Genomic DNA, 24,015 nt, shown 5'->3' on the forward strand with positions numbered 1-24,015 from the left:
AATGCGTCAGTGATTAATAAAATAAAGCGAGTGGCTATGCCATAACAGCCAGTCCTGCGGATAGTCACGCAGAGTGTTTTCAATTATTGTCGGCAAGTTTCCCGCCACCTCTTTCGCTGATTGCGGAGGATAGATTTTTATCTTTATTCCTTGCTGATAATAAAGATGATAAAAAACGACCTGTGCCGACACGATGCGAGAAAACCGCTGCACCCCATTGTGTAATTTCGCCGGGCGGCCAAATAGCCGACAATTTATTTTTCCGGACTGCGCCTCATGGGTCTGTACGGTATAGTCGGCAGGAATATCCGGGAAAATAATCATATTTTCCCGCCCTTCCGAAACGTTTGTCAGCAATGCCATCAACTCGCTGGCCAACGACCGATTATCCTGATGGATAGAGCAGTAAGAGAGCGCGACGCCGCCCGTTTTACGGCTGGCGACGGTATAGCTTTCCGCGCTGGATGAAACCACTACGCTGGCTTTTCCTGGGGTTACGCCAGCGCCGACTATCGCCGCCAAAATATCGGACACACAATGCAGGGGCGCCAGCACAACGGGCGTCTTTTGCGCCACCAGCGGGGCGACAATCACATCAAGTTCCCGCGTACACGTCTGAATTTCAGACAACGTGACCGGATGCTGCCCCCAGGTCGCCCCGAATTCTAGCAACTGGCGGCGGAAGGCCATCCATGCCGTATCAATTCGCTCCTTACCGCCGGTCAGACAACGGTAATTTTGCGTCGCCACCGCGGTACGCCCGCGATACCGCCTGCCCAATACGCCCAGCCGACAAAGTGACCGAACCGTTATAAACAGTAACGGCATGGCGGTATGGCGCATCACTCCGCGTACTGCCTTATTGCCGCCCCTCCGGCAAGGACGATAGCGCCGGACAAGCTGAGTGGACCATTTTCTTACGCTGAAGACGCACCAGACGATCAGAAAGCGCACCACGCTTACTCCTTGTCCTCGGTAAGTAACTGGCGCATATAGTCGGCAAATTCAGGGAACTGACGATCCTTCGCCACCACCCATTTTTTATTAATGATAAACAACGGCGTTGCGTTGATGTCGTAGAGGTCGGTAATTTTCGCCATATACGCGAGGCGTTCATCAACGGCTTTACTCTGGCGTACCTGATGATATTTTGCGACATTGATATTGTTCTTTTTCAACCAGGCATTAAGCGCATCATCATCAGCCAGATTAATACCGCGCGTCATCACCGCATTAAAAGCCCGATCGCGCATCTGGCGCTCAATGCCCATTAGTTCCAGCGTCGCAAAAACCGGCGCATAAACTGCCAGTCCATTTCTTTCAGCAGTAATATGGATCACTTCAAATGTGCTATCTTCCGGCAACGAGGCGGCGAATTTTTCAATATCCTCTTCATTTGAGGCGCAGTAGTGGCAGCCGTAAGACATCACTTCAATAACACTGTTTTCGTGTTTTATCGGGCTACTGGCAACCGTTGCACTATCTATTTTTCGTAGCGCCGAAGGTTTGCTGCTGTCCAGCGAAAATGTGTTAAATACAAAAATGTGATAACACAGTACGGTTATCAGCGATGAAATTAATGCGACCAGAAAGGTATAGCCAACAGCGGTAATGGGTTTTATCTTCATTCGATACCAGACTCGCGAAAATGGCGCATAAATAGATGGAGAGCTGCCCCTCCATCTGGCAGAGAAATTACTGGCGAATGCGATTCGGCACAAAGCACATGTTGTTAGCAGCATCTTTCATACTAACGGTTGAGTTGCCGTACTTATCAGTACAGGTGGTGACTTCTTTACAAGAAGAGACACCGCCAATAATGACCGATTCATAAGAGGTGGTGCACACTTCTTTGCATCCCCCAATAATAGCTGACGCTTCAATCATGCTTAATTTTTGCATTTATTAGATCCTTAACGATTTCCATTGATTGTATTTTCTTACACTTAGAGCCTATCCCACCAGGCGTTATTGGCGCAGACAGTTTGAGCACTGCCCAGGTTCAAAATGACAAGCAAAATAGTCCTAATGGGATAGGCTCTTACCAACTGGCTTAGAGAGCGGCCAGTTATTCTGTCGATGCCATATTTTGTGCAACGTTATGCGCAAGGCGTGGCGACTATGCACTTAAAAATATTAAAAAGCTCAACGTTATTTTTAGCATTTAGCTTTTTCATCAAACCACGTTTACAGCGGCTCAGTCGGCGAACATCAATCTGTTGCTCAGCGGAAATCTGTGACAATGATTTCCCTTTGAATATTTCTTCCATCAACCACCAGTCATCGCTGGAGATGCTGCGATTAAAATCCCTGGCCAACCATTTTTGCCGGGTATAATGAATCAACGAGCGGCTAAAAAATATCTTTTTTGCCACCATAAGATTAGCACTTTCAACAAACTTAAAAAAATTCTCCAGTGACTCATTCTTTAATAACCAGCTTGCTTCCGGGAGCAGCGAATGCAGTGCAAAAAAAAGAGAAATATTATTCTCGCTTAATAAAATCACCAGTTGCTGATTTTCCCGGCAATAGTATTCTTTTATCGTATACAGTGCATGGAAGCGTTCTTCCGGTAAACTGTCGACATCGCAAAGGATCCAACGCAGTTCATTTTTCTTGCCGGGAAGCTGCAACGTATCTCTCAGTTGTGAAAAACTATTGAGCCTTGAGAAGGTGCAATCATTTTCACGTGTAGCAAGCGCTGAAACCACATTACGCACCCCTTCGGAAAAAAAGATATTCTTATCGTAGAGAAAGAAATGGCGACTCATTATTCATCATCCCTGATCTGTTCTACTGATAGTTTAAAGTGTAATTCGCTGTCGCCTGAAAGCCCCCGGTTTGCAAGGTTTTGTTACTCAAGGCGTTAGGCTCTCCTTCCACAAAAGCGTTGAAATTTAAACTCATAGAGGTACCGGAAATTGCCAGCGCGGTCGTCGGTACATTCAGTGAAATAGCCGTACCGTCGCTTTCTTCAAAACCGATACCGATGCCGCTGGCGGCTCCCGTCACCACCAGGCGGTCGCTCATATTGGTATTTTCCGTCCCGCTAAACGTCACAGTGACGGAATTAAACACCGCCGTACTGCAATCCTTCAGCGTAATAACGAATGCCTTTGGCAAGGATTTTCCTTCCGCATAGAGCGTGCGGGCAGAAATCTCGCCAAAATCCACGACAACATTTTTTGATAAAGGGTCAATGCTGCAACCGTGAGCTACTACCTCTCCTTGAAACTTCAAGTCACCGCCGATCAACTCACCGATGGCATGCACGGCGGTTGCCGAAAACAATGAATATATGATGACTATCGATGCGATTAACTGGCGCATGTTGTTCCCTTACTGAAACTCCGCCACCACGGTGGCTGATGCCTGAAATGCCCCCTCGAGAACGTCGCTTCCGGCCTGCGCAATAGGGGCTGCGGTCAAATTCCAGGTTCCCTGGTTGTTCGTAAAGCCCGGGACATCATAAAAGTGATTCGCGGCGACTAAACCCCCAGCGGAATCTTTCAAAATAATGCCGAGATTGGAACGGTCGACGGCCCCGGTGGTTCCTAAATAATCGCTATTAAAACTGGCGGTATTCGCCTGCTGAATTCCAAGCCGAATATTCAGACTACCACTGGTAAAACTCCCACCTTCGCACTTCACCTGAATCGGCACCGGTTGGCTATAATTCGAGCCATTAAGCGACGCCGCTGAACCAGGAATCGTGCCAAAATCGACCGTAATCGGTGAACCGGCATTAATGATACATTTGTCCGGAACGGTAATGACGCCCGAGTTAATTGAAACAATGGACATTGGCGTAGAGCCCATTCCTGCGCTGAGATTCCCCAGACGCCCATAAAGTTTGGCTATTTCCGTGCCCAGCAGATTAACGCCGTTAACAATCGGTTTGGTGATCATAAACGTCACCCGCCCCTTCGCGCCGGACTCAAAATTATTAAACTGTACACCTGGCGATGAACAACTATTCTGAAACGCCTGGTTTGATTCATTATCAAAAGGCACTGACAGGTATTCCATCCGATTACCGCGGATGTATATTTCAATTTTTACATCCATGTAGTCATTCAGTTTTAAATAACCGGGGCTACTTCCCGGCTGAAGCAGCGAGGCTGTCGCCGTGTAAAAAATCGGCTGGTTCGTCATAGTGGTCCCACAGGACGCCACGCCAGCATATTGCCCACCTAATGCAAACTCATAAGGAATAGTCGCGCCGACGGTGTTGTTAGTAATATTCTGGGTTGTGACATCAATATTATACATTTTAGGGCCACCAACCGGGGTAATTTCTCCCTCAACCGCACTCACCCCCAGAGACAATAAGCTGCCGCATAATACAATAGCGACACGAGATTTACGCCCGATAACCATTGTCGCCATTAGAGATACTCCATTTTCAAACGCAGCAGCCCGCTAAAGTCGCCTGCAATAACATTTCGTCCCGTGGACTCCAGTACGGCAATAAACGTCAGACTGCTATCGCCGGTTTTCACAATAAATGGCGGCTGGGTTTGATTAATATCCAGCGCTCGTGCTTTCGTATCCAGAAGGCGAATACCAGCACCTGACATGCTGCCGGTCAGGCGCAATAACTGGCGGTTCACCTCATCCGACTCACCGGTAAATGTTAACTGTACCGCCTGTTCGCCGGTGGTATAAAGGTGCTTACTGTTTCCCGTGGTCTTCGCCGCCATGCTATCGCGCGCCTGTGAAGCCCCTTTCAGGCAATCTTTCAGATCGACACGTACCAGTACCGGCTGGCTACGATCACCCGCCTGATGAAAACGGCGGGCGCTAATTTCCCCCATTTCGATAATCTGCAGGCGACTCTGAGGTGCAAGAACACACGGCGAAGCATAAACGGAACCATGGAATATCACATTACCGCCATCTTCCCCCTGATGATCCTGGTTATAGTGCTGCGGCTGTAGCGGAATAACAGCGTCGGCCAGCGTTTGCATACTGATACCGAAGACAAACAGTGCTAATAACGATAAACGCGTTTTCATCATCAGGTTCCTCTTCAATTATCCTTGCTGCGATGGCGGGAGCGCCTTACAGGTATTTCCTTCACAGCGATATTTCAGTTCCGGATGACCGCCATAATCATTCACATACATCATCGCGAAATTACTGACGCTGGCATCGGTTACGCTAAATTCCAGGCTGGACTTCGGCGCAATCATAACCCCTGGGAACTTGGTTATTTTTTCACCCTTAGCCCGAGTTAAGCTAATAATGGTGATGTAATAGGGCGTCGGATTTTGCGCGATCATCTTGTTACCGCGCTTTTGAAAGACGACCTGGTCCTGCCAGACCTCACTTTTGCTTTTAGGAATAATGGCCGTCGGGCGGTAAAATAATTTAATCCGCGACTGCATGGCTAACTGCAGGACATTCGCTTTATCCGGTTTAGGCGGAATTTCGCGCACGCTTAAATAAAACAGGCTTTCACGATCCTGAGGCAATTGGTTAATACCGTCGGTTTTCGTAACCCGTGCAACCCCTTTTTGTCCGCCGTTAATTCGCTGTAAAGGCGGCAGCACCACCAGCGGAGAGGTGATTTTGTTGCCTTTGCTGTCCTCAACCCACGATTGCGCGAGGAAAGGAATATCCGGGCTGGTGTTGGTTAAATTCGCACTTGCCGAACTGTCCTTACCGGTGATGATTAAGCGAGTACGATCCAACGAAACGCCAGCCTGAGCGCTGCCACTTACTGCGGCCAGCATCAGGACACCCATCCAGCCGAATTTGTTGCTTGTTATACTCATTTTTCGCCTTTTATTACTGTCACTGTCATTTACACGGCAATAGCGCGGATGCTGAACGATGCTCTATTGATGGCGGGATGGCGATCTGACACTGCGTTTTCCCACTCCACATCACGTTTAGCCGTTCATGCGGATTGACCCCTGCCAGCCATCCCTGTCCACCTTCCATAATCATCGACACACTTACGCCATCGCCATTAATCACTTCGGCGCCAAAGGGCGGGTAAGTCCCGTCAGCCAGACGAATGATGGCCATCATTTTCTCGCCTTTCGCCATACCGAAGGCCTGGTAGCCGATGGCACCTTCCGTCAACGTCGCGGTACTGATCGATTTTGCCGGTTCAATGGATTCCGACATCGCATCAACATCAACCCGGGTATCAAAGCTGTTGTAGCTCACGATGTCTGGAATAACGGCAATGCCGAAATTGTTGGTTCGTGATTTACCATCATTGAGCGGAACGTCGCCGATACCGTTGGTATTGACCATCACGCGAGCGGTATTGAGCGTCGCGCCGCTGTTGTGGAGTGCCGCGCCATGCCGGGTCGCCGTAAAGCCCCCGCGCAGAGTGCTACTCAGTGAAAAATAGTGATTTTGCTGATAGCTGGCGTTGCTGTTAATCTCGGCGTACTGCGAGCGACGCTGATAATAGCCATCAACATTGGCATAGCCATTCTGGCTCGCCCCGGCGCGAATCCGCCACAGGTTGTTGTAGTCGCTGCTGTCGGTATAAGAGAGCATCGGGCTGGTCTTGCCATTATTGGTCTGTATATCCAGACCGCTCCATTTGCTGTCGCCAACGGGAACGGAGAGCGTAAAAGCAATAGAGTCGTCCTTACGCCCCTGATAATCAGAACGATATGCCGAAATATTGGTGGTGATCCCCCGGATGTCGCCGATATTAAACGAGCGTCCCAGAGAGATGCCGTAACGATCCTGACTACTGCGATTCCAGTAATTCTGATGGGTATAGGTCAGGAATAGGGTCGTCGCCTTGCCTGGTTCATCGGCCCAGAAGGTTTTATTCCCGGTAATGGTATAGATTTCTTTCTCCCGACCGAGACTGTCGTATCCTTCATAACGTTCATTCAGATATTGCGCGAATGAGCGGAAGTCTTGCTGAGAAAAGCGATAGCCCGCGAAGGTGATAGAACTGTTATATTCGTCGAAAGTCTTCGCATAACTCAGCTTGAACGACGTGCCTTTCAGGCGTTTTTGATTTGGCTGCTGGCTGTAAGACTCCGTGACATCCAGTGACAGCGCGCCAAGTATGCTGAGATCCCGGCCAATACCGGCGGCAACCGACGTATATCCCGCCCCCGCCGTCTGCAACCCGCCATACAACGACCAGGCGTTGGTCACCCCCCAGGAGAAATCGCCGGATGCAAATCCTGGCCCCTGGATTTTATGGTTATAGCGGGACGGCGCCCCGACGGCCACGTTGTAACGCACGTAGCCCGGACGCGTGAGATAGGGAATATTGGCGGTGTTGACCTGGAAAGTGGAAATGGCGCCGTCCTGCTCTTCTACCTGAACATCCAGCGTACCGCGCACCGAACTGCGTAAATCCTGAATATTAAACGGCCCGGCGGGGACCGTCGTTTCATAAATAATGCGTCCATTCTGCCTGACGGTGACTTTCGCGTTACTCTTTGCCAGTCCGCGAATTTCTGGCGCGTAGCCCTGCAGATTCGGCGGCAGTTGACGCTCATCGCTGGCAAGATTAAGCCCGGTAAAACGTACGGTATCAAAGACCTGAGAATCAAGATAGATTTCTCCCGCCGTCAGTTTTGCCGCCATCATCGGCAATGGGCGATAGGCGTAAATCCGACCCATATCAAAATCGAACTGATGCGTCGAGCTGTAATAGCTGGTCTGGTATTCACCGCGTAAGCGCCAGCCGCCCAGGTTAGCGCCAGCCTGCCCATAGCCGCTCAGCGAGGTGTAATCGTCGTGCATATTGAGCTGCCGGGTATATTGCCCGGTGAGGCTATAGTCAAACAGAACGCCACCGATCCCCTGATCCCAGCGTTCGGGCGGCGTCCAGTTTGGATCGTTATATTTCATCCATGCCTGCGGGACAGTAATATCCAGCACGCCGGCATAGTTATTCAGGCTGGAGCCTGGAATGGTCAGTACGTTGTAACAATCCTGAAACGGTTGCTCTACCTTCCGTTGCGCTTCTTCTTTCAGGGCCAGCCTTGAAACGACTTCGCCGTTAATACAGGCCTGGGTGCGCTTACCATCTTTAGAGGGCAGATAACGAACCTTGTGCTGCCCTACGGCCTGACCATTAATTTTAATGTCCAACAGGTAGTCGCCTGGCGGAACATAATTGTCGGTAGCAAAGCGGCTTAAATCAATATTGTTGCGGTCAGCGGCATCCAGCACGTCAGTATTAAATTCCACATCCGTTGAAGCGTAAGACATAGACGCGCAGCAGAAGATCATTATCTGAGAGAGGATTACATTTATTTTTATTTTCTGTTCTGCTGACATGACTATTCATCCCGAATCATTCAGTAAAATATCGTGCACAACAAACAAGCTAAAATATGAATAACTGGTTTGTTTCTAGTTATAATCCATAAAAAAGCGAGTGACGGCGTAAAACTCCCCAGCCTTAATATGTTGCTGAACCGGAACCAATGAAGCGGTGAATCTCAGCGTATTATTCTCATCACTCAGAAGATATCCCGAAGAGGGTTCCCCGAAGGTTAAAACCTCTCCATGACGATCGCGAATCTGTATGCCAAACCCCTTCCCCTCGCCATCGGGAATTAATACGGTGGGATCCTGCGACGACGCATTTCCTGTAAAGGTTATGGTGGCATATGCACCAGGCGTTGACTGATTTTGACTGCCGAAAGACTGACAACCGACTAAGCGCACCATAAAAGGCCGAATAAGCTGACTTTCCCGGTTCATATTAATGTCGCGAGCGGATACGTTGCCAAATTCCACCCACAGCTCTCGCGAGGCCGGATCGATATCGCAGGCAGCCGCGACCAGCTCGCCAGAAAGCGCCAGTTGCCCGGGCGTAGAATTAGTACTCAAAGCATGTCCGGAAAAGAGCAATATCGATACGAATAGCGTTATCAGCCGCTTTTTCTCTGAATCCTTAACCATACTCAGAATCCCATATTATCTGGCCTGTCCCTCAAATATTGCGGGGAGAACACCTCCCCGCGCACGATAATTCAGCGTCGATTATTGATAATCGATAGTGAAATTGATCGTTGACTGGAATGCGCCTGCTGTTACAGTCGTAGCGCCGCTTTCTGCTTTCAGGAATGCCACGAAAGGAATGGTGTTGGCACCATCAACCAGCGTAACCGCCGTGGTCGGCTGACCCCAGACAACAGTCTGGCTGGCGCTGTCTTTCAGGCCAATGCCCGCGCCAGTTGCCTGACCGGAGGTGAACGCCGCCAGAGTGCTATCGTTCGGATTCACTGTGGACGGGCTATAGGAAACAACAGCGCTGCCGGCAACGGTGGTATCGCAATACTGTAGTTCGATGTTTTTGGTTTCAGTTGCCTGACCACCGCCCTGCAGCAGGGAAACAGGAACCTGACCAAAATCAACGGTTACCGGGCTGGACGACGGCGCCAGACCACATGCGGTATTTACCAGCTCACCCGAGAGTTCAATCTTGCCGGTAGTGCTATCAGCCAGTACAGACATAGAGCCCAGCGCAGCAGTTAATGCCACAGCCATAGCAACTTTATTCAGTTTCATAGAAAATTCCTGCGTTTTAAATTTTTATCCTAAAAAGTAAAGAGCAATAAAGTTGTAGCGTTATACACAACCTGCTGCCCTCCGCATCACCGAAAATCCCTTTTAATAATTAAATCCCACCCTTCAGAATTTAATTACATTGAGTCTTTCCCTTGACCGCAAAAACATATCAAATCATTTCCAAAGCCTAAAGGAATATATTGGAAAGAGAATTAAAAAAACATTTAAACTCGCGAGCCACAGCGCATCAGAAAATTAACTCGCAAGAAGGCGGGATATATCCTAAAAACAAATTACGAAAAGCAACTAATAAACCGGATTAATGACAGAGAAACGCAAAGCAATCACAACATATATTACAACCCATTAACAAAAAATTCGCAATTAATATTGTCGAGAGCCAAAAAATCAGTGAAGCGGCATCGTTCACTCGCATTTACCGGCATGAATGTTTTTTTTCAGGTGATGTTGGCGCAAGCCAGATGAAGCGGTTCGCGCAGCGGCGGCTCGCAGAAAATACCGGGAGGCATGGGGTAAGCAAAGGCCCCATGCCGCTCACAGGCAACCGGTATGAAGGCTATCCCCATATTGACAGTGAGCGAAACCGCTCACTGGTCAGGAGCTGGCGAAAATAAAAACGCGCCGTTTCGCCGGGCAATCGCAGCGATGAATAGTCGATCATGCGGTCATCGAATGGACTGCAAAAACTTGCGGGTACGTTCGTGTTGCGGCTGAGTGAACATATTCTCTGCGGAGCTATCTTCCACAATCACGCCGTCGGCCATAAAAATAACCCTGTCGGCCACATCCCTGGCGAACGACATCTCATGCGTCACCAGGATAAGCGTGGTCTGATGATCGACAATCGAGCGGATGACCTGCAGCACTTCATTGACCAGCTCAGGATCCAGCGCCGATGTGGGTTCATCAAAAAGGATCACTTTCGGTTTGACCGCCAGCGCACGGGCAATAGCCACACGCTGCTGCTGACCGCCGGATAACATCGCCGGGTAGCTGTCGGCTTTTTCACGCAGACCCACTCGCTCCAGCAACGCCATCCCGATTTCATTGGCCTGTGCCTTCGGCATTTTTTTACCGATGATCAGCGCCTCGGTAATATTCTCCAGCGCCGTTTTGTTCTTAAACAGGTTGTAATGCTGGAAGACCATTCCGGTGTGTGCCCGTAACGCAGTCTCTTGCTGACGGGTAAATTTCCGCGCATCAATCACCTGATCCGCGATTTCCAGCGTACCGCTCTCCGGCTTTTCCAGTAAATTGATACAACGCAGAAGAGTCGATTTACCGGAACCAGAAGGGCCAATAATCGCCACCACCTGCCCCTGCGCGATCTCCAGGGAGATGTCTTTCAGTACCGGATTGCCATTAAATGATTTATGCAAATGACGGATTTTCAGCATAGCGCGGTTCCTCAGCGGTACGGGCGGTTGAGACGATGCTCAATCGATTTTTGTAGCAACGTCAGCAGGATGGTCACGGCCCAGTAGATCAGCGCTACCGCCAGGTAGCTCTCCAGAAAGCGAAATGAGTTACTGGCAAGAATTTTGGTCTGCGCAAAGATATCGGTCACGCCAACGGTAAACGCCAGGGATGACTCTTTGATCAACATAATCAGGTAGTTGCTCATCCCCGGCACAGCAATACGCACCGTTTGCGGCAGAACGATACGGCGAAAACCTTGCCAGCGGGACAATCCCACGGACAGGCTGGCTTCCATCTGCCCCTTGTCGACCGAGTTCATCGCCCCCCGGAACTCCTCCGCCAGATTTGCGGCGGTCTTAAAGCTGAGAGCAATAATGGTGGCGGAAATGGCGTTCATCATGCTGATCCCCGGAAACAACTGCGGGATACCAAAGTAAAAGATGAACAGCGTTACCAGTGTCGGCACGGAACGGAAAAACGAAATATAGACTTCAGCAAACTGCGTCAGAACCACAATACGGTTACGGATAATCAACGCCAGCACCATCCCCATGACCGAGGCGATAACCATAGAGGTTATCGCCAGAAACAAGGTCACAGGCAGGTAACTGAGCAGCGTTGGAAAAGCTTCCAGCATAAAGCTCAGATTAAAATTCATCTCTTATTATTCCTTGCTGACATCCTGTTTCAGATACTGCTCAGAGAGTTTTGTCAGCGTACCGTCCGCTTTCAGCGCAGTGAGCGCATCATCAAACGCTTTACGCAACGCATCGCCCTTTTCATTTTTCACGAACGGGAACGCTTCCTGATAACGGTAAACCGGGTCACCTGATTTTTTCAGCGGTAAACGGGAGTTATCGATCAGCAATTGCGCGCCAGCGCGGTCCATAATGTAGGCATCGATACGGCCCAGCGCGACATCCTGAATAATAGCGCTTGGTTCATCGTAAGTATGAATATCTATACCGGCATCCGGGTAATTCTTACGTAAAAAGTTTTCTTTGCTGCTGCCAACGTCGACACCCAGTCGTTTACCTTTTAAATCCGCGATATTTTGAATAGAATCATCGTTCTTACGGGTTACCAGTTGGGCGCCGGAATAAATATAAGGCTGCGAAAATTGGTATTTCTCACGGCGCTTATCGTTGACTTCCACCTGGTTCGCAATGGTGTCGATCTTACCCGCATCCAGCATCCCGAAGAGGCCGGTCATATCCGCAGTGGTTAACTCCACACGGCTGTAGCCTAATTTTTTCGCAATGGCGTTGACGGTAGCGATATCATAACCTTCGTAATCTTTGCCATTTTGTTTGTATGAAAAACCGATACTGACGCCAAAGGTGCCAACATGCAGTACTTTTTCATTAGCGGCCGGTTTCTTATTGTCGTCGCAACCGGCCAGCAGGAAAGCACTTAAAAGTACTGTGGTTATTATCCCTGATTTAAAATTAAACATGGTAATGCCCTTGTCATCATGGGTGATTATTGATGTTGTGGTGTTAAATTTAAGCACGCCAGTTTAAATCACTTCAGGAACAACTTATATTCCTGTTTGAAATTATTTATAACATACAGGAATAATCCATTTCTGCATGACAGAGATATCATTCTTACCATTAAAATGGCAAGTACCGAGAATAACCAGAGGGTTAGTATGAGAATTATTGCTTGCGGTGATTTACTGTTTTCGAGCCGAAATCTGGCGAAAAGATTAGATTCCAGCATCGTAGAATTATTACAAAGCGCCGACGCGGTGTTCGCCAATGCCGAATTTAGCTGTCCGCAACCGAACCTCCCGCCAGCGGCGGGCCGCGGTTATATTACCGCCGTAAAACCCGTCACGCTGGATGAGTTCGTCGATTTAAATATCCGCCTGGTCTCCTTTGCCAACAATCATACCGGCGATTTCGGCTGGGAAGGCGTGATCGATACGATGGAAGCCGCCGAAGCGCGTAATCTGATCCCGTGCGGCCTGGGGCGTAACCTGGATGATGCCCGTCTTCCCCGTTTCCTCGACACCGCCAAAGGCCGCGTTGGCGTGGTTGCATTGGGTTCCACTCGCTCAGAAGTGTTTCTGGCGGCCAACGGCGGCGCGGGCACTCTGCCACGCCCGGGCCTGAACCCGCTGCGTTGGGGGCGCGCTTACGTTTTACCGGATGACCAGTTTGAACAGCTCAAAGCCATCACCCGTTCACTGGGGATTGATGAGAGCGTCCGCGAGGGTATGCGCGTCGAAGTGATGCCGCCAAAAGATGAAAACGAATTCATATTCGGCTCGTTGTTCGAGAGCGCCCTGCAGATTGAGCGCGGCGAAAAAGCCCATGTACGTACCTGGTTTAATGAGCAAGATTGTGTCGCCAACGAGCGTAGCATTCGCGACGCGGCGAATCGGAGTGATTTCACCCTGGTTAGCCTGCATACCCATGAAGGGGATAAAGATAGCTGGTACTCTCCGGAGGCGCCGGAATTTATCGAACGCTTTGCCCGTCGGGCGGTCGATGCTGGTGCAGACACGGTTGTCTGTCACGGGGCGCACTTTATGCGCGGTGTTGAAATCTATAACGGCAAGCCGATCTTCTATAACCTCGGCAGCCTTCTGATGGAGTTCGAAGCCGGCGAGTCGATCATCGGGCCCGAGATGTATCAGGCGTATGGCCATGCGGTGGATGCCCGCCCTTCTGAGCTACACCGCGCTCGCGCCAAAAACAGCGCAGGCGAGTTCACCGGTTTCAATGCCGAAGCGCGTTTTTCTCAAAACGCCCTCGCCATATTTGATGTGACCCCTGACGGTTTGGCCTGCCAGTTACTGCCTCTGGATTTGGGAATGAGCCGCGAACGTGTTCTTTCTCGTGGTCTGCCGGAAACGGTCCCCCATCAACAAGGTGCAGAAATTGCCAGTTTGCTTACCCGGTTGAGTCAACGTTACGGCACCAGGTTTACCTACGATCAGGCAAGCGGCTTAATTAAATTCTCTTAAGCACGCACGATTTCAGGCCTTAACAAACCCGCCAGTTGACCGCTAAGCCACTGGCGGGTTTTTAATGTAAAGGGAAAGGCAGGTTTGCTGACAGCCGCGATACCCGGCCTGATGCCTTATGGGAGAAGATGTTTCAATGATGCTCTCTTTTTCAATGCAGCAATAACACGTTGCACAGTAGAATACGGCAAATCCACCCGTTCCCCCTATTTCAGCCAGCGTGCGTCTTTCGTTATTACGTCACCATGTAATATCCGCTACACAAATAACGCCCTCCGTTTTACCGGTGTTTACTTCACTTTCATATTCAATGTATGTATGAAAATATTGACCATATGATGCGGTAATAGCGTGATTCTGCGTGGGAAGTTTTATAATGAATGTTGTCCAGGCCTTCCGCTCTCAATGAAAGGCATTATTTCTTCGACGAAAATCATATTAAGCCTGCGGGTATTCGTCAAAAAACATATCCAGCCCGGCTTCAAACAATTCACCGATATCCAGAGGGTTTGACGGATCAAGCATACCGTTGTGCACCATCCCGAGCCAGTTTGGCGCCAGTAAGAGATGAGGAAACTGGACCAGTTTGTCACACCTGAGTTCTCCCTCTCTGAATGCGGTCTCCAACAACGGCCTCAACGTATCGATCAGCGGTTCATGAACGTCCTGTAAATACGCTTTAGCCAGCGCCGGAAAACGGGTGCTTTCAGTAATCACCAGTCTGGCAATTTGAGCCCGGCCCGATGACTCCAGCGTTTTTATGACAGGTAAAAGCACACGCTTCAGGTATTGCTTGATGCTCTCTCCCTGCTGACGTGGTTCAGACTGAAGTTCCAGAGGAGCTGTCACAATAAACTTCTGCAAAACGCTTTCGAAAAGACTCTCTTTCGTCTGAAAGTAGTTATATACCGACCCCTTGGCCACCCCTGCTTTTTTACAAATGTCGCTGACTCGCGCATCAGCAAAACCACGCTCGATGAATTCCTCCATCGCCGCTTTGATGATGGTTTCACGCGTTTTTTCGGTCTTTAATCGGCTTGGGCCTCGTTTCTTACCTGTCCGTCCTGAACTCTTGTTCACACCATTCTCCTCCTGCCTGCGGACCCGATTACAAAATTGACCTTTAGGTCATTTTTGATCTAATATTGTGACATGCGTCATATAATGACCGCAAATTATTGTCAGACGATGCTATCATCGTTCTCCTGTACATACCGGAAGTGAGACAAAATGCCCCGGATCCCCGCAGTCAATATTAACAAAGCATTACTGGTTTTGTTCGCGCTTGTCGTTCTGGGGATGAACTTACGAAGTCCTCTGACGGCTGTTCCGCCCGTTCTTCAGTCAATACGTAACGATCTGGCTCTGAATGCAACGTTGTCAGGGCTTCTGACCAGTATTCCCGTCCTTTGTTTCGGGGTTCTCACCCCCCTGGCATCCCTGCTGATTGCCAGAATAGGGATTAATAAAAGTATGTGGTTTACGCTGGTCGGCACTGCTATCGGCATTTTGTTTCGCCCCTATACCGGAACGCTCGGGATGCTGGCCGGCACATTGCTTCTTGGTGCCGCCTTAGCGGCAGGAAACATTGTCAGTCTGATGATCATTGCCCGGGATTTCCGTCAGCGCATGAGTATGGTAACGGGTATCTACACTTCCTCCCTTAATATTGGCACTATGCTGACAAGTTCTTTGACGGCCCCAATCGCACTCTTTACCGGCTGGCAATTTGCACTGGCCAGTTGGGTATGGCTCCCCCTATTTGCGCTGGTATTATGGTTATACTCACAGCGGCGAAGCGTGCCTGCGACCAGCATTTCGCCGGAATATAATCCATTGCCGCTACAGTCCTCGCATCCTGTCTCCGGGATAAGAAAAATAGCGATTGCCGCACTGAGCGCGGGTTTTGTGGCGCATCTCTTTATTTATTATGGCATCACCGCGTGGCTACCTTCATATCTGATAACAAATGGCGGTATGCACGCGGCGACGGCGGGAGGGATCGCCTCCATATTTCAGGGAATGGCTCTGCTGGGGGCGTTCGGTGTACCTGTGCTGAACCGTTATATCAAATCAGGTTATCTGATGGTCGCGATGGGGGTATGTTGGGGAGCATCGATTCTCTTTATGTCTTTTTTCCCCCGTCTCTGGCCAGTATGGTGTTTCATTGGTGGGATTGCCCAAGGCGGTGGTTTTGTGGTGATCTTTACTCTCATCATGCAGCTATCGCCCGATCTTGATGATAATCGACGGATATCGGCGATGGTTCAGGGGATCGGATACACGCTGGCTTCTCTTGGCCCGATAGTTGTTGGGCAATTTCATGAAATGAGCGGGCAATGGCGCCACTCCTGGGAATGTCTGACAGGTGTCTCTGTAATTATGATTTTGTCCGGCGTCATCATCATCACAATTGTGGATAAAACAACGTCCCGGATCGAGCGGCCGGTTGAGGATGGTCAGCGGTGATAAGCTCCTGCTCTCTTTTACCCTATCCCCTTCCTCTCTTTTCTGACGTGTTTAATCATCAGAGTTCCGGGGAATTCATTAAGTATGAGCAAGAAAACTTGTGATGTATGGCTTTCAGAGCGTCTTCCCCCTCGCTGAAGATGGGTAGTTTCCACAACTGTTGATATTGCAAAGGAATGCACGATATTCGTTAAGACTGGACTCTCGGATGATATAAAAAATCTGTCCTGGCTATCCGGGAACTGATTGACATCCATTCCCGCCGGAGCCGCGCCACGCCTCTACCGCCGCAGGGTTCATTTGCTTAATCAACTGATATAATACCTGTGCATCAATGGCCTTACAGATCCCCGCAGGTCGTTGCATCACCGCGTCCTCGGCGGTCAACATCGCGTTAATGACCGCCTCGTGGGTGCTTTCCACCGCAGCCAGATAGAGGGCATCGAAGCATTCATCGTTCAGATACTCGAAAGACTGGTGCATTCCCGCCAGTTGTGGCAAAGGTGCAGCGTTAGCAGTGCTGAAAGCTAAAAAGATATCGCCAGAATTGTTGCCTCCCGGGCTACCGGATTTCGCAATCCCCAACCCTGCCCTCCGGGCCAGGCGCTGTAACTGGTGCGGCATTAGCGGAGCATCGGTAGCCAGGATCGTGATAATAGAACCACGCTCTCTTTCCAGTCCCGAAGGTATTTCGGGCATTAATTTTCCCACCGGCACGCCAAACAGTTCGAACCACTCTCGCTGACCGTAGTTAGCCTGCACTAACGCACCCAACGTATAGTCTTTCCCCTCCACCGTAAAACGGCGCGATGCAGTACCGGTGCCCCCTTTAAAACCGTAACAGATCATGCCATTACCACCGCCGATGTTTCCTTCAGCCAGAATACCACCAGTTGCGCTATTCAACGCTGCGAGCGCATCTTCCTCAGTGATGTGCAGCCCGTTGATGTCGTTAATGACACCATCATAGGTTTCGGCAACCACTGGCATGGCCCACAGGTGATTCAACTGCCATATGTTGTGATAATGCTCGACGATCCAGCGTACCGCAGCGTGATGGACTATTCCGACCGAATGTGTGTTGGTCAGACATACTGGTCCAACGAAATAGCCGCCGTCCCGAATCCAGTGTCCACCGGTCATTTCACCGTTACCGTTAAGTGCGTGACAGCCTGCCCACACCGGCTGGGGCTCTGACTGGTACCCCCGGGGCAGTATTGCTGTCACTCCTGTTTTGATACGTTTGCCATCGCGACTGACACCATCAATAGTGTGATAGCCCACCAGCACACCTTCGACATCGGTAATCGCATTGTAGCGTCCCGTTATACCGGGAAATTTAAGCCCCAACTGACGCGCCCTAACTTTAGTCATTATCCTTTTCCTTTACCTGGCCGTCTGTCGGTTGCGCAAATACAGGCCCAGTGCGGCGATCAGCAGAGAGCCCAAAATCAATAGTGTGGCAATTGCATTAATCTCCGGCTTGATTCCCCGCCGGATCATGCCGTAGATCTGTACCGGTAACGTGGTAGCATCAACCCCTGCGATAAAATAAGTAATCACCAGATCGTCCATCGAAATGATGAAGGCCAACAGCGCCCCGCCAGCGATACCAGGCGTCAGCATGGGCAAAGTGATGCGCCGGAAGGTCGTCCAACCGTTAGCGCCCAAATCCGCCGACGCCTCCTCCAGCCGCCCGTCCATACCCGCCAGTCGGGCACTGACGATCAGAAAAACGTAACTACACAGGAAAGTACAGTGACCAATGATGATCGATAGCCGTCCCAGTGGCACGCCCACGTTGACGAAAAAGATCAGTAGCGCGATGCCCAATACGATATCAGGCATCATCATGGGAACATACAGCAGGAAATTGTAGAACCCATGCAGCCGAAAGCGGTAGCGAGCCAGCGCCAATGCGGTCGCCGTGCCGATTGTTGTCGAGATGACGGTGGTACACAGTGCGACAAACAGACTATTTTTCAACGCTCGCAGTACCTGAGCCGTTGAATCAATGTAAAGCGCATTGTCTGCCAGCCGATTATCCATCCCAAATAGCGATCGATACCAGTCAACGCTGAATCCTTGCCAGACCATCATGTTGAGCGGGTTGGCATTAAACGAATAGATCACAATGAGCAGGATCGGCAGATACAAAAACGCAAAAAACAGTGTGCCGTAACCATTGAATAGCCAGGCGGCCAGACTCGCCCGAAGATTAGTGCGCATCACGCCTCCCGTAGCGACTACTCAGATAGAGATAGAGAAACAGTGCCAGCAGCACCATTGACATTAGCAGCATGGCAAGTGCTGCGCCGAACGGCCAGTTACGGGCGGCCAGAAACTGCTGCTCGATTAAGCTGCCTATCATCACCACTTTCGCCCCGCCCAGCAGTGAAGGCACAATGAAGTTCCCCAGACTGGGAATGAACACCATGATGCAACCTGAAACCACACCGGGCAGGGTCAATGGAAAGACGACCCTGCAGAAAGTTTGCGCCCTGTTGGCCCCGAGATCATAAGACGCATCCACCAGTCGGTGATCAAGCTTCTCGACGCTTGCATAGATGGGCAGGAACATAAAGGGAATGTAGATATATGCCATACCGATCAACACAGCGGGTTCGGTATAGATTAAATCCAGTGGCTTCGTCATCAACCCAGAGAACTGCAAGATTTCGTTGAGAAATCCTGATGGCCGCAGAATTAATACCCATGCATACAGTCGAACGATGAGACTGGCGAAAAATGGCAGCGTAATGAGGAAAAGCAAGAAATTACGCACTCTCGGCGACTTACCTCTGACCCAAAAGGCGATGGGATAGCAAATAAGCAGGGACAGTAGCGCACTCATCAACGCCACACGAAACGACGTCAGGATAATATGCAGGTAGAGTGGATCGAACTCCTCCAGTATGCCATCCGCCCAGCCCAGAATGCGGCCATAGTTATCTGGATAAAAGTGCCATTCGACACCGCCATACAGCCCAGGTGTCAGCACACTGAAAATCGCCATGATCGTCAAGGGGATAAACAGAAATATCCCCAGCAGCAGCGTCACGGGCGTCAGCAACCCCGTCAGAGCAAGAGACATTTTATTTTTAGGCATTGATTTCCTCCTCCCGCTGCAGCAAACGACCAGAAGCGATCGAGTACCACAGATGGACGACGTTACCCGGAAAAAGCGAATCTCGCCGCCCGGCGGAAATTTCACGGATCAAAGCCTTGACGACTTCCCCCTGCGAGGAACGCAGGACAATCTCAATATCCGTACCTAAAAAGATGACTTGTTCCACCACGCCGCGGAACTCGCCATAACGGGCGATATCCTCCGGAGGGGTTAACTGGAAATGCTGTGGTCGTAACAATAGCCAAAGTGTCTGTCTCTCCCGCCAGGGTCCGTTGGCGTCAACCAGGAATATCTCCCCGGCCTCGCTGATCAGTCGCAGTACGCCGGATTCACTACAATCCACTCTTACTCTAATCAGGTTACTTTCGCCGACAAAGCCAGCGACAAAACGGTTCGCAGGCTGATGGTAAACGGCCTCAGGCGCAGCGTTTTGTTGAATCTTTCCACCGTTCAGCACGATAATGCGATCCGACATCGTCAGGGCCTCGTCCTGATCGTGAGTAACGAAGATGAACGAGATACCCAGTTCGCTCTGCAAACGCTTCAGTTCGAGTTGCATCGTCTTGCGCAGGCTGCGGTCCAGCGCTGACAACGGTTCGTCCAACAACAATAATGTTGGACGATTAATGATGGCTCGTGCCAGTGCGACTCGCTGCTGTTGCCCGCCTGAAAGCTGCGATGGCCGACGTTTCTCCATCCCGCGCATGCCCACCAGTTCCAGCGTCTCTGCCACTCTCTGGTTACGCTCCCGGCGCAGTACCCCGTGGATATCCAGGCCATAACCGACATTATCAGCCACTGTCATATGAGGAAACAGAGCGTAACTCTGGAAAACCGTATTCACTGGTCGTCGGTGTGGCGGTACCTGATTCATTCTGTCGCCGAGAATGAACAGTTCACCGCTGTCCAGGCGTTCAAATCCGCTGATGCTCCGCAATAAGGTAGTTTTGCCGCAGCCGGAGGGACCCAGCAAAGTAACAAACTCATTGTCTCGCACTGAAAAACTGATGTCGTCCAGGGCCTTAACGCTCTGTCCCTCGGGTGTGCGGTAGTATTTAACGGCGTTTTCCAGGGCAACAACCGTACGGTAGTTATTTTCATGCAACATGGGCAATCCCGGTCAGTGTGCGGATATGGAAACGATCAGTTAGCGCTACGGAAGCGAGTCCACACCCGATCATACAGGCGCAGGTCTTTGCCCAGATTAGTGAAAATTTGGAGTTTTGCCCTGACCTCCGCTGGTGGGTTAGCCGCTGGGTTGTTCTTCAGCGCATCAGGCAACAGTGCCACCGCATCGCGGTTCGGCGTGCCGTTCATCTGCTGAGCCGTATTCAGTGCCGCTATTTCCGGCTGAAGAAAGAACTCCATGAATTTTTTGGCATTCGCCTTGTTCGGTGCACTATTCAGGACACACATGTCCTCCTGGTACATCGTCGCGCCTTCTTCAGGAATGACGTAGGCCAGTTCGTCCGGATTCTGAGACACATACATCAGCGCCCCAACGAAATATTGAGCGGCTGCCACATCGCCGGATTGCACCAACGGTACACTTTCATAGGTTAAGGCAGAGATCAGCGGCTTACGGGCGGTAAGCCAGTCGGCAGCGACCTTCAGATCCTCTGGGTTGGTGGTGTTTACCGATTTATGGTTGACTATCAATCCGACTCCCAGCGTTTCCCGCATGTCGTCGAGCATAATCACTTTCTTGCCTTTTTTTGCCTCGGCGAAGAAGTCCTCCCACGACGTAATAGGCTTGTCCACTTTCTTTTTATTATAGAAAATCCCCACTGTTCCCCAGGCGTACGGCAGGCAGTATTCTCCTTTAGGATCGGTTTTCGCCCGTAAAAACTGCGGATCGATATGGGTAAATCCCGGTGCCTGATTGATGTCCGTGCGAGCCAGCAGCTTCAGAGAGGCCATGGCATCTTGCATGTGCACTGAGGGAAAAACGATGTCGTAACCGCTGGCGCCAGCCTGGATTTTGGCCAGCATCTCCTCGTTGCTGCCGTAGGTATCAAGCTTAACCTCAATACCTGTCTCTTTAGTAAATCGGGACAACACCTCCGGGTTGATATAATCACCCCAGTTATACAAGTGCAATTCTTCCGCCGCCTGTGCCGCCCCGCAGCCTAGCGCACCTAGCAGCAGTAATCCGCGAGCGATATTCTTCAGCCGTTCTACCTTGTATCTGGTCTGCATCATTTCTTCTCCTCGTGGTTTTGACATAATTATGTCTTTCGATTGAAATTTGCAATTTTAATGCCAGACTAAGAGATGTCAGATGCAGTAAACGACATTTTTATGTCATAAAAATGGAAAAAGATATTTTTATACCTTAATCATCAACGAGGTAACCCGATGATCGAAGAACGGCTGAAACAGCTGGACGGTAAACTCACCCCAGCTGAATGGACGCTGTGGGCCTATATCAAGGCAAATCTTGAAAATATTGCGTTCGAAAATGGTGCAACGCTTGCGCAAAAAAGTGGCGTGAGTCCGAACACCGTCAGTCGCTTTCTGCGCCGTCTGGGCTACAAGGGATTGAAAGGACTCAAAGAAGATCTGCGTGACGAGGTACGAGTACGTTCTCTGCTTAATACCACTTTACTGGAACGGGTCGAGTCGAGAACAGACGATCTGACCCTCCATCTGAACCAGGAAATCGCCGCATTGGTCAAGTTTAGGGAACAACTCGACAGCCAGCACTGGCAGGATATAGTGGATTGTGTCAGCCAGGCGGAGCACGTTTTCATCTGTGGTTTTCAAACCATTCGCGGTCTGACAGAAGATTTCGCCAATCGCCTTTCGTTGGTCAGGCCTGACGTCACGTTTCTCGACCTCTATGGTGGCGTGTTGGGACGCTGGATCGACAGCCATGACAAACGCTGCTGTGTCATCCTGATTGATGTCGCACCCTACGCCGATGTGGGGATCGCATTCGCCAACGACTGTATTGGAGACCGTACAAACACCGATTTGGTCGTATTCACAGATGAATACGGCATTGCCAAATATATGAACACTCCACATATTATGGCTATCACCACTAATACCGGTCTGATGCTGGAGTCCACCGCCGGATTAGCCTACGCACTGAACGTATTACTGCACTGCGTCGCCGCCAGCAACCGCGACAAATTGCAACACAGACTGGAACTCTACGACAGCCGAGTCAAACACCTGAAACTCTACCGAACTTGACAACCTAAGGTGTCGGGCAGGTGATAAGTTAAAACGCATACAGATTGAGTTCACGGGCAGCAGCAACGCCAGTGCCCTCTGCAAGTCAGGAGTACGACCACGAGAAATCCAACTTACATAAAGGGCAGATGATGAGTCCTCTGACATAACAGGCAGCATCGAATTTCCCGAATCCCCCTTGCCCTATAATGGTACACACCTGCCAGTTAACACGCCTTTTTAGTGCACCAGGCATTATCCTGGTGCAGCACATCTCGCCTGTGAGTCTCCCGAAAAATCATAACAACATGAAAAATAATATAAAAAAAATCATGGCACACCATTTGCTTATCTCTGGTACAACTGTTCGAAAATTAAGTTAATCCTGAAACACCAGTACCAATGATTGAGGGAATAGAATGAAGAATAATGATGCACCTGAAAATAGCCAGTCACTGGAGACCGTGATTCGCAAGCGCTATAGCATGTTATCACCCTCAGAGAAAAAATTTGTTTCAGTATTATTAGAACAACAAAACCATCTGGGATATTACAGTGCGACGGAACTGGCAATAAAAGCAGGGGTATCAAAATCTACCGCCGCTCGCTGTTTTCGCCAACTGGGATTTAGTGATTTTAATGAGTTTCGCCAAAGTGTATTGCCCCTTCGCGAAAATACAAACTCACCGCTGGCGCAAATGGCGAGAACTGAAAACCGGGATCTGGACGCCACGTCTCGATTCGAAAAACATATTTATCAAGAGCAGGAAAATTTAAACCAGCTATTACTTTCCGGGCAACAAAAATCTCTGGAAACGTGTGTGGATATTGTTGGTTCTGCGTCACATGTCTGGATTGCAGGGTTTCGTAATGGTTATACCCTGGCATGCTATGCCCAGGCACTATTATCCAATATCCGATCGCATGTCACTCTTTTGAATAAAGGGGACGGGCACTTTGCGGAAAACCTTGCCAGCATGAAAGCGCAGGATGTTCTTATATTAATGGATTTCCCTCGCCGGACTAAATTGCTTTCCCACATCGTACAGATAGCCAAAAAAAACAACGTGCGCATTGTGGCCTTCAGCGATCAAACATTATCGCCAGTCACCTCAGAATATGAAGTGGTAATTAGTTGCCAAAATGAAAGCATCACATCATTTAATTCTTATATTGCTGGTCTGAGCATGGTAAATTATCTGACCAACGAAATTAGTTTTGCTTATCCAGAACAATCCCAGCGTACATTGCAAAGAATAGAGCAAAATCACCAGTTAATGAGTGATCTTATTGATTAAGA

Annotated in this window: 24 protein-coding genes; 4 read left to right on the plus strand and 20 right to left on the minus strand. The window is 49.9% G+C overall.

Annotation, left to right across the window (positions count from 1 at the left end):
• Nucleotides 1-6: 6 nt before the first annotated feature.
• From FN037_RS14155 to FN037_RS14220, 14 genes are all read right to left on the minus strand, one after another.
• Entirely contained in the window at nucleotides 7-957 is a 951-nt protein-coding gene (locus FN037_RS14155) for an ABC transporter (protein ID WP_142502517.1), read from the minus strand.
• A 2-nt stretch (nucleotides 958-959) separates the two neighbouring features.
• The gene (locus FN037_RS14160; RefSeq protein WP_138359824.1) at nucleotides 960-1,628 is read right to left on the minus strand and encodes a DsbA family protein; all 669 of its coding nucleotides are present in this window, start codon (nucleotides 1,626-1,628) and stop codon (nucleotides 960-962) included.
• 67 nt (nucleotides 1,629-1,695) lie between these two features.
• Nucleotides 1,696-1,902, minus strand: coding sequence for a DUF4762 family protein (locus FN037_RS14165; RefSeq protein WP_138359825.1), 207 nt, complete (start codon nucleotides 1,900-1,902; stop codon nucleotides 1,696-1,698).
• 197 nt (nucleotides 1,903-2,099) lie between these two features.
• Nucleotides 2,100-2,771, minus strand: a complete 672-nt coding sequence (locus tag FN037_RS14170) for a DNA-binding response regulator (RefSeq protein ID WP_138359826.1) — start codon at nucleotides 2,769-2,771, stop codon at nucleotides 2,100-2,102.
• Nucleotides 2,772-2,793: 22 nt separating this feature from the next.
• Nucleotides 2,794-3,330, minus strand: coding sequence for a fimbrial protein (locus FN037_RS14175; protein ID WP_138359827.1), 537 nt, complete (start codon nucleotides 3,328-3,330; stop codon nucleotides 2,794-2,796).
• Nucleotides 3,331-3,339: 9 nt separating this feature from the next.
• Nucleotides 3,340-4,389 carry a fimbrial protein gene (locus FN037_RS14180; RefSeq protein WP_142502518.1) on the minus strand — a complete coding sequence of 350 codons (1,050 nt, stop codon included), beginning with the start codon at nucleotides 4,387-4,389 and terminating at the stop codon, nucleotides 3,340-3,342.
• The gene (locus FN037_RS14185) at nucleotides 4,389-5,018 is read right to left on the minus strand and encodes a fimbrial protein (protein WP_142502771.1); all 630 of its coding nucleotides are present in this window, start codon (nucleotides 5,016-5,018) and stop codon (nucleotides 4,389-4,391) included. Before FN037_RS14185 ends, FN037_RS14180 begins: the two co-directional genes overlap by 1 nt.
• Nucleotides 5,019-5,036: 18 nt before the next feature.
• Nucleotides 5,037-5,780 carry a molecular chaperone gene (locus tag FN037_RS14190; protein ID WP_142502519.1) on the minus strand — a complete coding sequence of 248 codons (744 nt, stop codon included), beginning with the start codon at nucleotides 5,778-5,780 and terminating at the stop codon, nucleotides 5,037-5,039.
• A 25-nt stretch (nucleotides 5,781-5,805) separates the two neighbouring features.
• Nucleotides 5,806-8,280, minus strand: a complete 2,475-nt coding sequence (locus tag FN037_RS14195; protein WP_138359830.1) for a fimbria/pilus outer membrane usher protein — start codon at nucleotides 8,278-8,280, stop codon at nucleotides 5,806-5,808.
• Between the two features lie 75 nt (nucleotides 8,281-8,355).
• The gene (locus FN037_RS14200; RefSeq protein WP_138359831.1) at nucleotides 8,356-8,910 is read right to left on the minus strand and encodes a fimbrial protein; all 555 of its coding nucleotides are present in this window, start codon (nucleotides 8,908-8,910) and stop codon (nucleotides 8,356-8,358) included.
• 81 nt (nucleotides 8,911-8,991) lie between these two features.
• Nucleotides 8,992-9,519 carry a fimbrial protein gene (locus FN037_RS14205; protein ID WP_138359832.1) on the minus strand — a complete coding sequence of 176 codons (528 nt, stop codon included), beginning with the start codon at nucleotides 9,517-9,519 and terminating at the stop codon, nucleotides 8,992-8,994.
• 686 nt (nucleotides 9,520-10,205) lie between these two features.
• Complete coding sequence (locus FN037_RS14210) at nucleotides 10,206-10,937, minus strand: amino acid ABC transporter ATP-binding protein (RefSeq protein WP_138359833.1); 732 nt, start codon at nucleotides 10,935-10,937, stop codon at nucleotides 10,206-10,208.
• Nucleotides 10,938-10,948: 11 nt separating this feature from the next.
• Nucleotides 10,949-11,617 (minus strand): amino acid ABC transporter permease, encoded by a 669-nt coding sequence (locus FN037_RS14215; RefSeq protein WP_138359834.1) that lies wholly within the window; start codon nucleotides 11,615-11,617, stop codon nucleotides 10,949-10,951.
• A 6-nt stretch (nucleotides 11,618-11,623) separates the two neighbouring features.
• Entirely contained in the window at nucleotides 11,624-12,415 is a 792-nt protein-coding gene (locus FN037_RS14220; protein ID WP_138359835.1) for a transporter substrate-binding domain-containing protein, read from the minus strand.
• A 198-nt stretch (nucleotides 12,416-12,613) separates the two neighbouring features.
• On the opposite strand from FN037_RS14220, the gene FN037_RS14225 reads away from it, so the two are divergent.
• Nucleotides 12,614-13,936 carry a CapA family protein gene (locus FN037_RS14225; RefSeq protein ID WP_142502520.1) on the plus strand — a complete coding sequence of 441 codons (1,323 nt, stop codon included), beginning with the start codon at nucleotides 12,614-12,616 and terminating at the stop codon, nucleotides 13,934-13,936.
• A gap of 438 nt (nucleotides 13,937-14,374) precedes the next feature.
• Here the strand turns inward: FN037_RS14225 and FN037_RS14230 are convergent, their stop codons facing one another.
• On the minus strand, nucleotides 14,375-15,016 hold the full coding sequence (locus FN037_RS14230) for a TetR/AcrR family transcriptional regulator (RefSeq protein ID WP_241675610.1): 642 nt from the start codon (nucleotides 15,014-15,016) through the stop codon (nucleotides 14,375-14,377).
• A gap of 219 nt (nucleotides 15,017-15,235) precedes the next feature.
• Here FN037_RS14230 and FN037_RS14235 point away from each other — a divergent pair, with 219 nt between their 5' ends.
• Nucleotides 15,236-16,405 carry an MFS transporter gene (locus FN037_RS14235; RefSeq protein ID WP_185929270.1) on the plus strand — a complete coding sequence of 390 codons (1,170 nt, stop codon included), beginning with the start codon at nucleotides 15,236-15,238 and terminating at the stop codon, nucleotides 16,403-16,405.
• Between the two features lie 231 nt (nucleotides 16,406-16,636).
• Here the strand turns inward: FN037_RS14235 and FN037_RS14240 are convergent, their stop codons facing one another.
• The 5 genes from FN037_RS14240 to FN037_RS14260 are packed head-to-tail and all read right to left on the minus strand — an operon-like array spanning nucleotide 16,637 to nucleotide 21,737.
• Nucleotides 16,637-17,779, minus strand: coding sequence for a P1 family peptidase (locus FN037_RS14240; protein WP_142502522.1), 1,143 nt, complete (start codon nucleotides 17,777-17,779; stop codon nucleotides 16,637-16,639).
• A gap of 12 nt (nucleotides 17,780-17,791) precedes the next feature.
• A complete protein-coding gene (locus FN037_RS14245; protein WP_138359839.1) occupies nucleotides 17,792-18,634 on the minus strand; it encodes an ABC transporter permease in 843 nt (280 codons plus the stop codon).
• The gene (locus FN037_RS14250; RefSeq protein WP_138359840.1) at nucleotides 18,624-19,514 is read right to left on the minus strand and encodes an ABC transporter permease; all 891 of its coding nucleotides are present in this window, start codon (nucleotides 19,512-19,514) and stop codon (nucleotides 18,624-18,626) included. Before FN037_RS14250 ends, FN037_RS14245 begins: the two co-directional genes overlap by 11 nt.
• Nucleotides 19,507-20,643, minus strand: a complete 1,137-nt coding sequence (locus FN037_RS14255) for an ABC transporter ATP-binding protein (RefSeq protein ID WP_138359841.1) — start codon at nucleotides 20,641-20,643, stop codon at nucleotides 19,507-19,509. The genes FN037_RS14250 and FN037_RS14255 overlap by 8 nt, the downstream gene beginning before the upstream one ends.
• A 35-nt stretch (nucleotides 20,644-20,678) precedes the next feature.
• Nucleotides 20,679-21,737, minus strand: coding sequence for a spermidine/putrescine ABC transporter substrate-binding protein (locus FN037_RS14260; RefSeq protein WP_241675611.1), 1,059 nt, complete (start codon nucleotides 21,735-21,737; stop codon nucleotides 20,679-20,681).
• 156 nt (nucleotides 21,738-21,893) lie between these two features.
• On the opposite strand from FN037_RS14260, the gene FN037_RS14265 reads away from it, so the two are divergent.
• Together FN037_RS14265 and FN037_RS14270 are read left to right on the plus strand one after the other, a co-directional pair.
• On the plus strand, nucleotides 21,894-22,736 hold the full coding sequence (locus FN037_RS14265) for a MurR/RpiR family transcriptional regulator (RefSeq protein ID WP_138359842.1): 843 nt from the start codon (nucleotides 21,894-21,896) through the stop codon (nucleotides 22,734-22,736).
• Nucleotides 22,737-23,134: 398 nt separating this feature from the next.
• Nucleotides 23,135-24,013, plus strand: coding sequence for a MurR/RpiR family transcriptional regulator (locus FN037_RS14270; protein ID WP_138359843.1), 879 nt, complete (start codon nucleotides 23,135-23,137; stop codon nucleotides 24,011-24,013).
• Nucleotides 24,014-24,015 lie beyond the last annotated feature (2 nt).

This window comes from Klebsiella sp. 2680, from assembly GCF_900198535.1.
GTDB classification, from domain to species: domain Bacteria; phylum Pseudomonadota; class Gammaproteobacteria; order Enterobacterales; family Enterobacteriaceae; genus Klebsiella; species Klebsiella indica.

What these genes read in the sequence shown, in the direction of transcription:
- FN037_RS14265 (WP_138359842.1), top strand. Translation starts at nt 21,894, where the DNA reads ATGATCGAAGAACGGCTGAAACAGCTGGACGGTAAACTCACCCCAGCT.
- FN037_RS14255 (WP_138359841.1), bottom strand. Translation starts at nt 20,643, where the DNA reads ATGTTGCATGAAAATAACTACCGTACGGTTGTTGCCCTGGAAAACGCC.
- FN037_RS14175 (WP_138359827.1), bottom strand. Translation starts at nt 3,330, where the DNA reads ATGCGCCAGTTAATCGCATCGATAGTCATCATATATTCATTGTTTTCG.
- FN037_RS14225 (WP_142502520.1), top strand. Translation starts at nt 12,614, where the DNA reads ATGAGAATTATTGCTTGCGGTGATTTACTGTTTTCGAGCCGAAATCTG.
- FN037_RS14235 (WP_185929270.1), top strand. Translation starts at nt 15,236, where the DNA reads ATGAACTTACGAAGTCCTCTGACGGCTGTTCCGCCCGTTCTTCAGTCA.
- FN037_RS14260 (WP_241675611.1), bottom strand. Translation starts at nt 21,737, where the DNA reads ATGATGCAGACCAGATACAAGGTAGAACGGCTGAAGAATATCGCTCGC.
- FN037_RS14270 (WP_138359843.1), top strand. Translation starts at nt 23,135, where the DNA reads ATGAAGAATAATGATGCACCTGAAAATAGCCAGTCACTGGAGACCGTG.
- FN037_RS14200 (WP_138359831.1), bottom strand. Translation starts at nt 8,910, where the DNA reads ATGGTTAAGGATTCAGAGAAAAAGCGGCTGATAACGCTATTCGTATCG.
- FN037_RS14165 (WP_138359825.1), bottom strand. Translation starts at nt 1,902, where the DNA reads ATGCAAAAATTAAGCATGATTGAAGCGTCAGCTATTATTGGGGGATGC.
- FN037_RS14185 (WP_142502771.1), bottom strand. Translation starts at nt 5,018, where the DNA reads ATGAAAACGCGTTTATCGTTATTAGCACTGTTTGTCTTCGGTATCAGT.
- FN037_RS14245 (WP_138359839.1), bottom strand. Translation starts at nt 18,634, where the DNA reads ATGCGCACTAATCTTCGGGCGAGTCTGGCCGCCTGGCTATTCAATGGT.
- FN037_RS14160 (WP_138359824.1), bottom strand. Translation starts at nt 1,628, where the DNA reads ATGAAGATAAAACCCATTACCGCTGTTGGCTATACCTTTCTGGTCGCA.
- FN037_RS14240 (WP_142502522.1), bottom strand. Translation starts at nt 17,779, where the DNA reads ATGACTAAAGTTAGGGCGCGTCAGTTGGGGCTTAAATTTCCCGGTATA.
- FN037_RS14170 (WP_138359826.1), bottom strand. Translation starts at nt 2,771, where the DNA reads ATGAGTCGCCATTTCTTTCTCTACGATAAGAATATCTTTTTTTCCGAA.
- FN037_RS14210 (WP_138359833.1), bottom strand. Translation starts at nt 10,937, where the DNA reads ATGCTGAAAATCCGTCATTTGCATAAATCATTTAATGGCAATCCGGTA.
- FN037_RS14180 (WP_142502518.1), bottom strand. Translation starts at nt 4,389, where the DNA reads ATGGCGACAATGGTTATCGGGCGTAAATCTCGTGTCGCTATTGTATTA.
- FN037_RS14190 (WP_142502519.1), bottom strand. Translation starts at nt 5,780, where the DNA reads ATGAGTATAACAAGCAACAAATTCGGCTGGATGGGTGTCCTGATGCTG.
- FN037_RS14205 (WP_138359832.1), bottom strand. Translation starts at nt 9,519, where the DNA reads ATGAAACTGAATAAAGTTGCTATGGCTGTGGCATTAACTGCTGCGCTG.
- FN037_RS14215 (WP_138359834.1), bottom strand. Translation starts at nt 11,617, where the DNA reads ATGAATTTTAATCTGAGCTTTATGCTGGAAGCTTTTCCAACGCTGCTC.
- FN037_RS14250 (WP_138359840.1), bottom strand. Translation starts at nt 19,514, where the DNA reads ATGCCTAAAAATAAAATGTCTCTTGCTCTGACGGGGTTGCTGACGCCC.
- FN037_RS14220 (WP_138359835.1), bottom strand. Translation starts at nt 12,415, where the DNA reads ATGTTTAATTTTAAATCAGGGATAATAACCACAGTACTTTTAAGTGCT.
- FN037_RS14195 (WP_138359830.1), bottom strand. Translation starts at nt 8,280, where the DNA reads ATGTCAGCAGAACAGAAAATAAAAATAAATGTAATCCTCTCTCAGATA.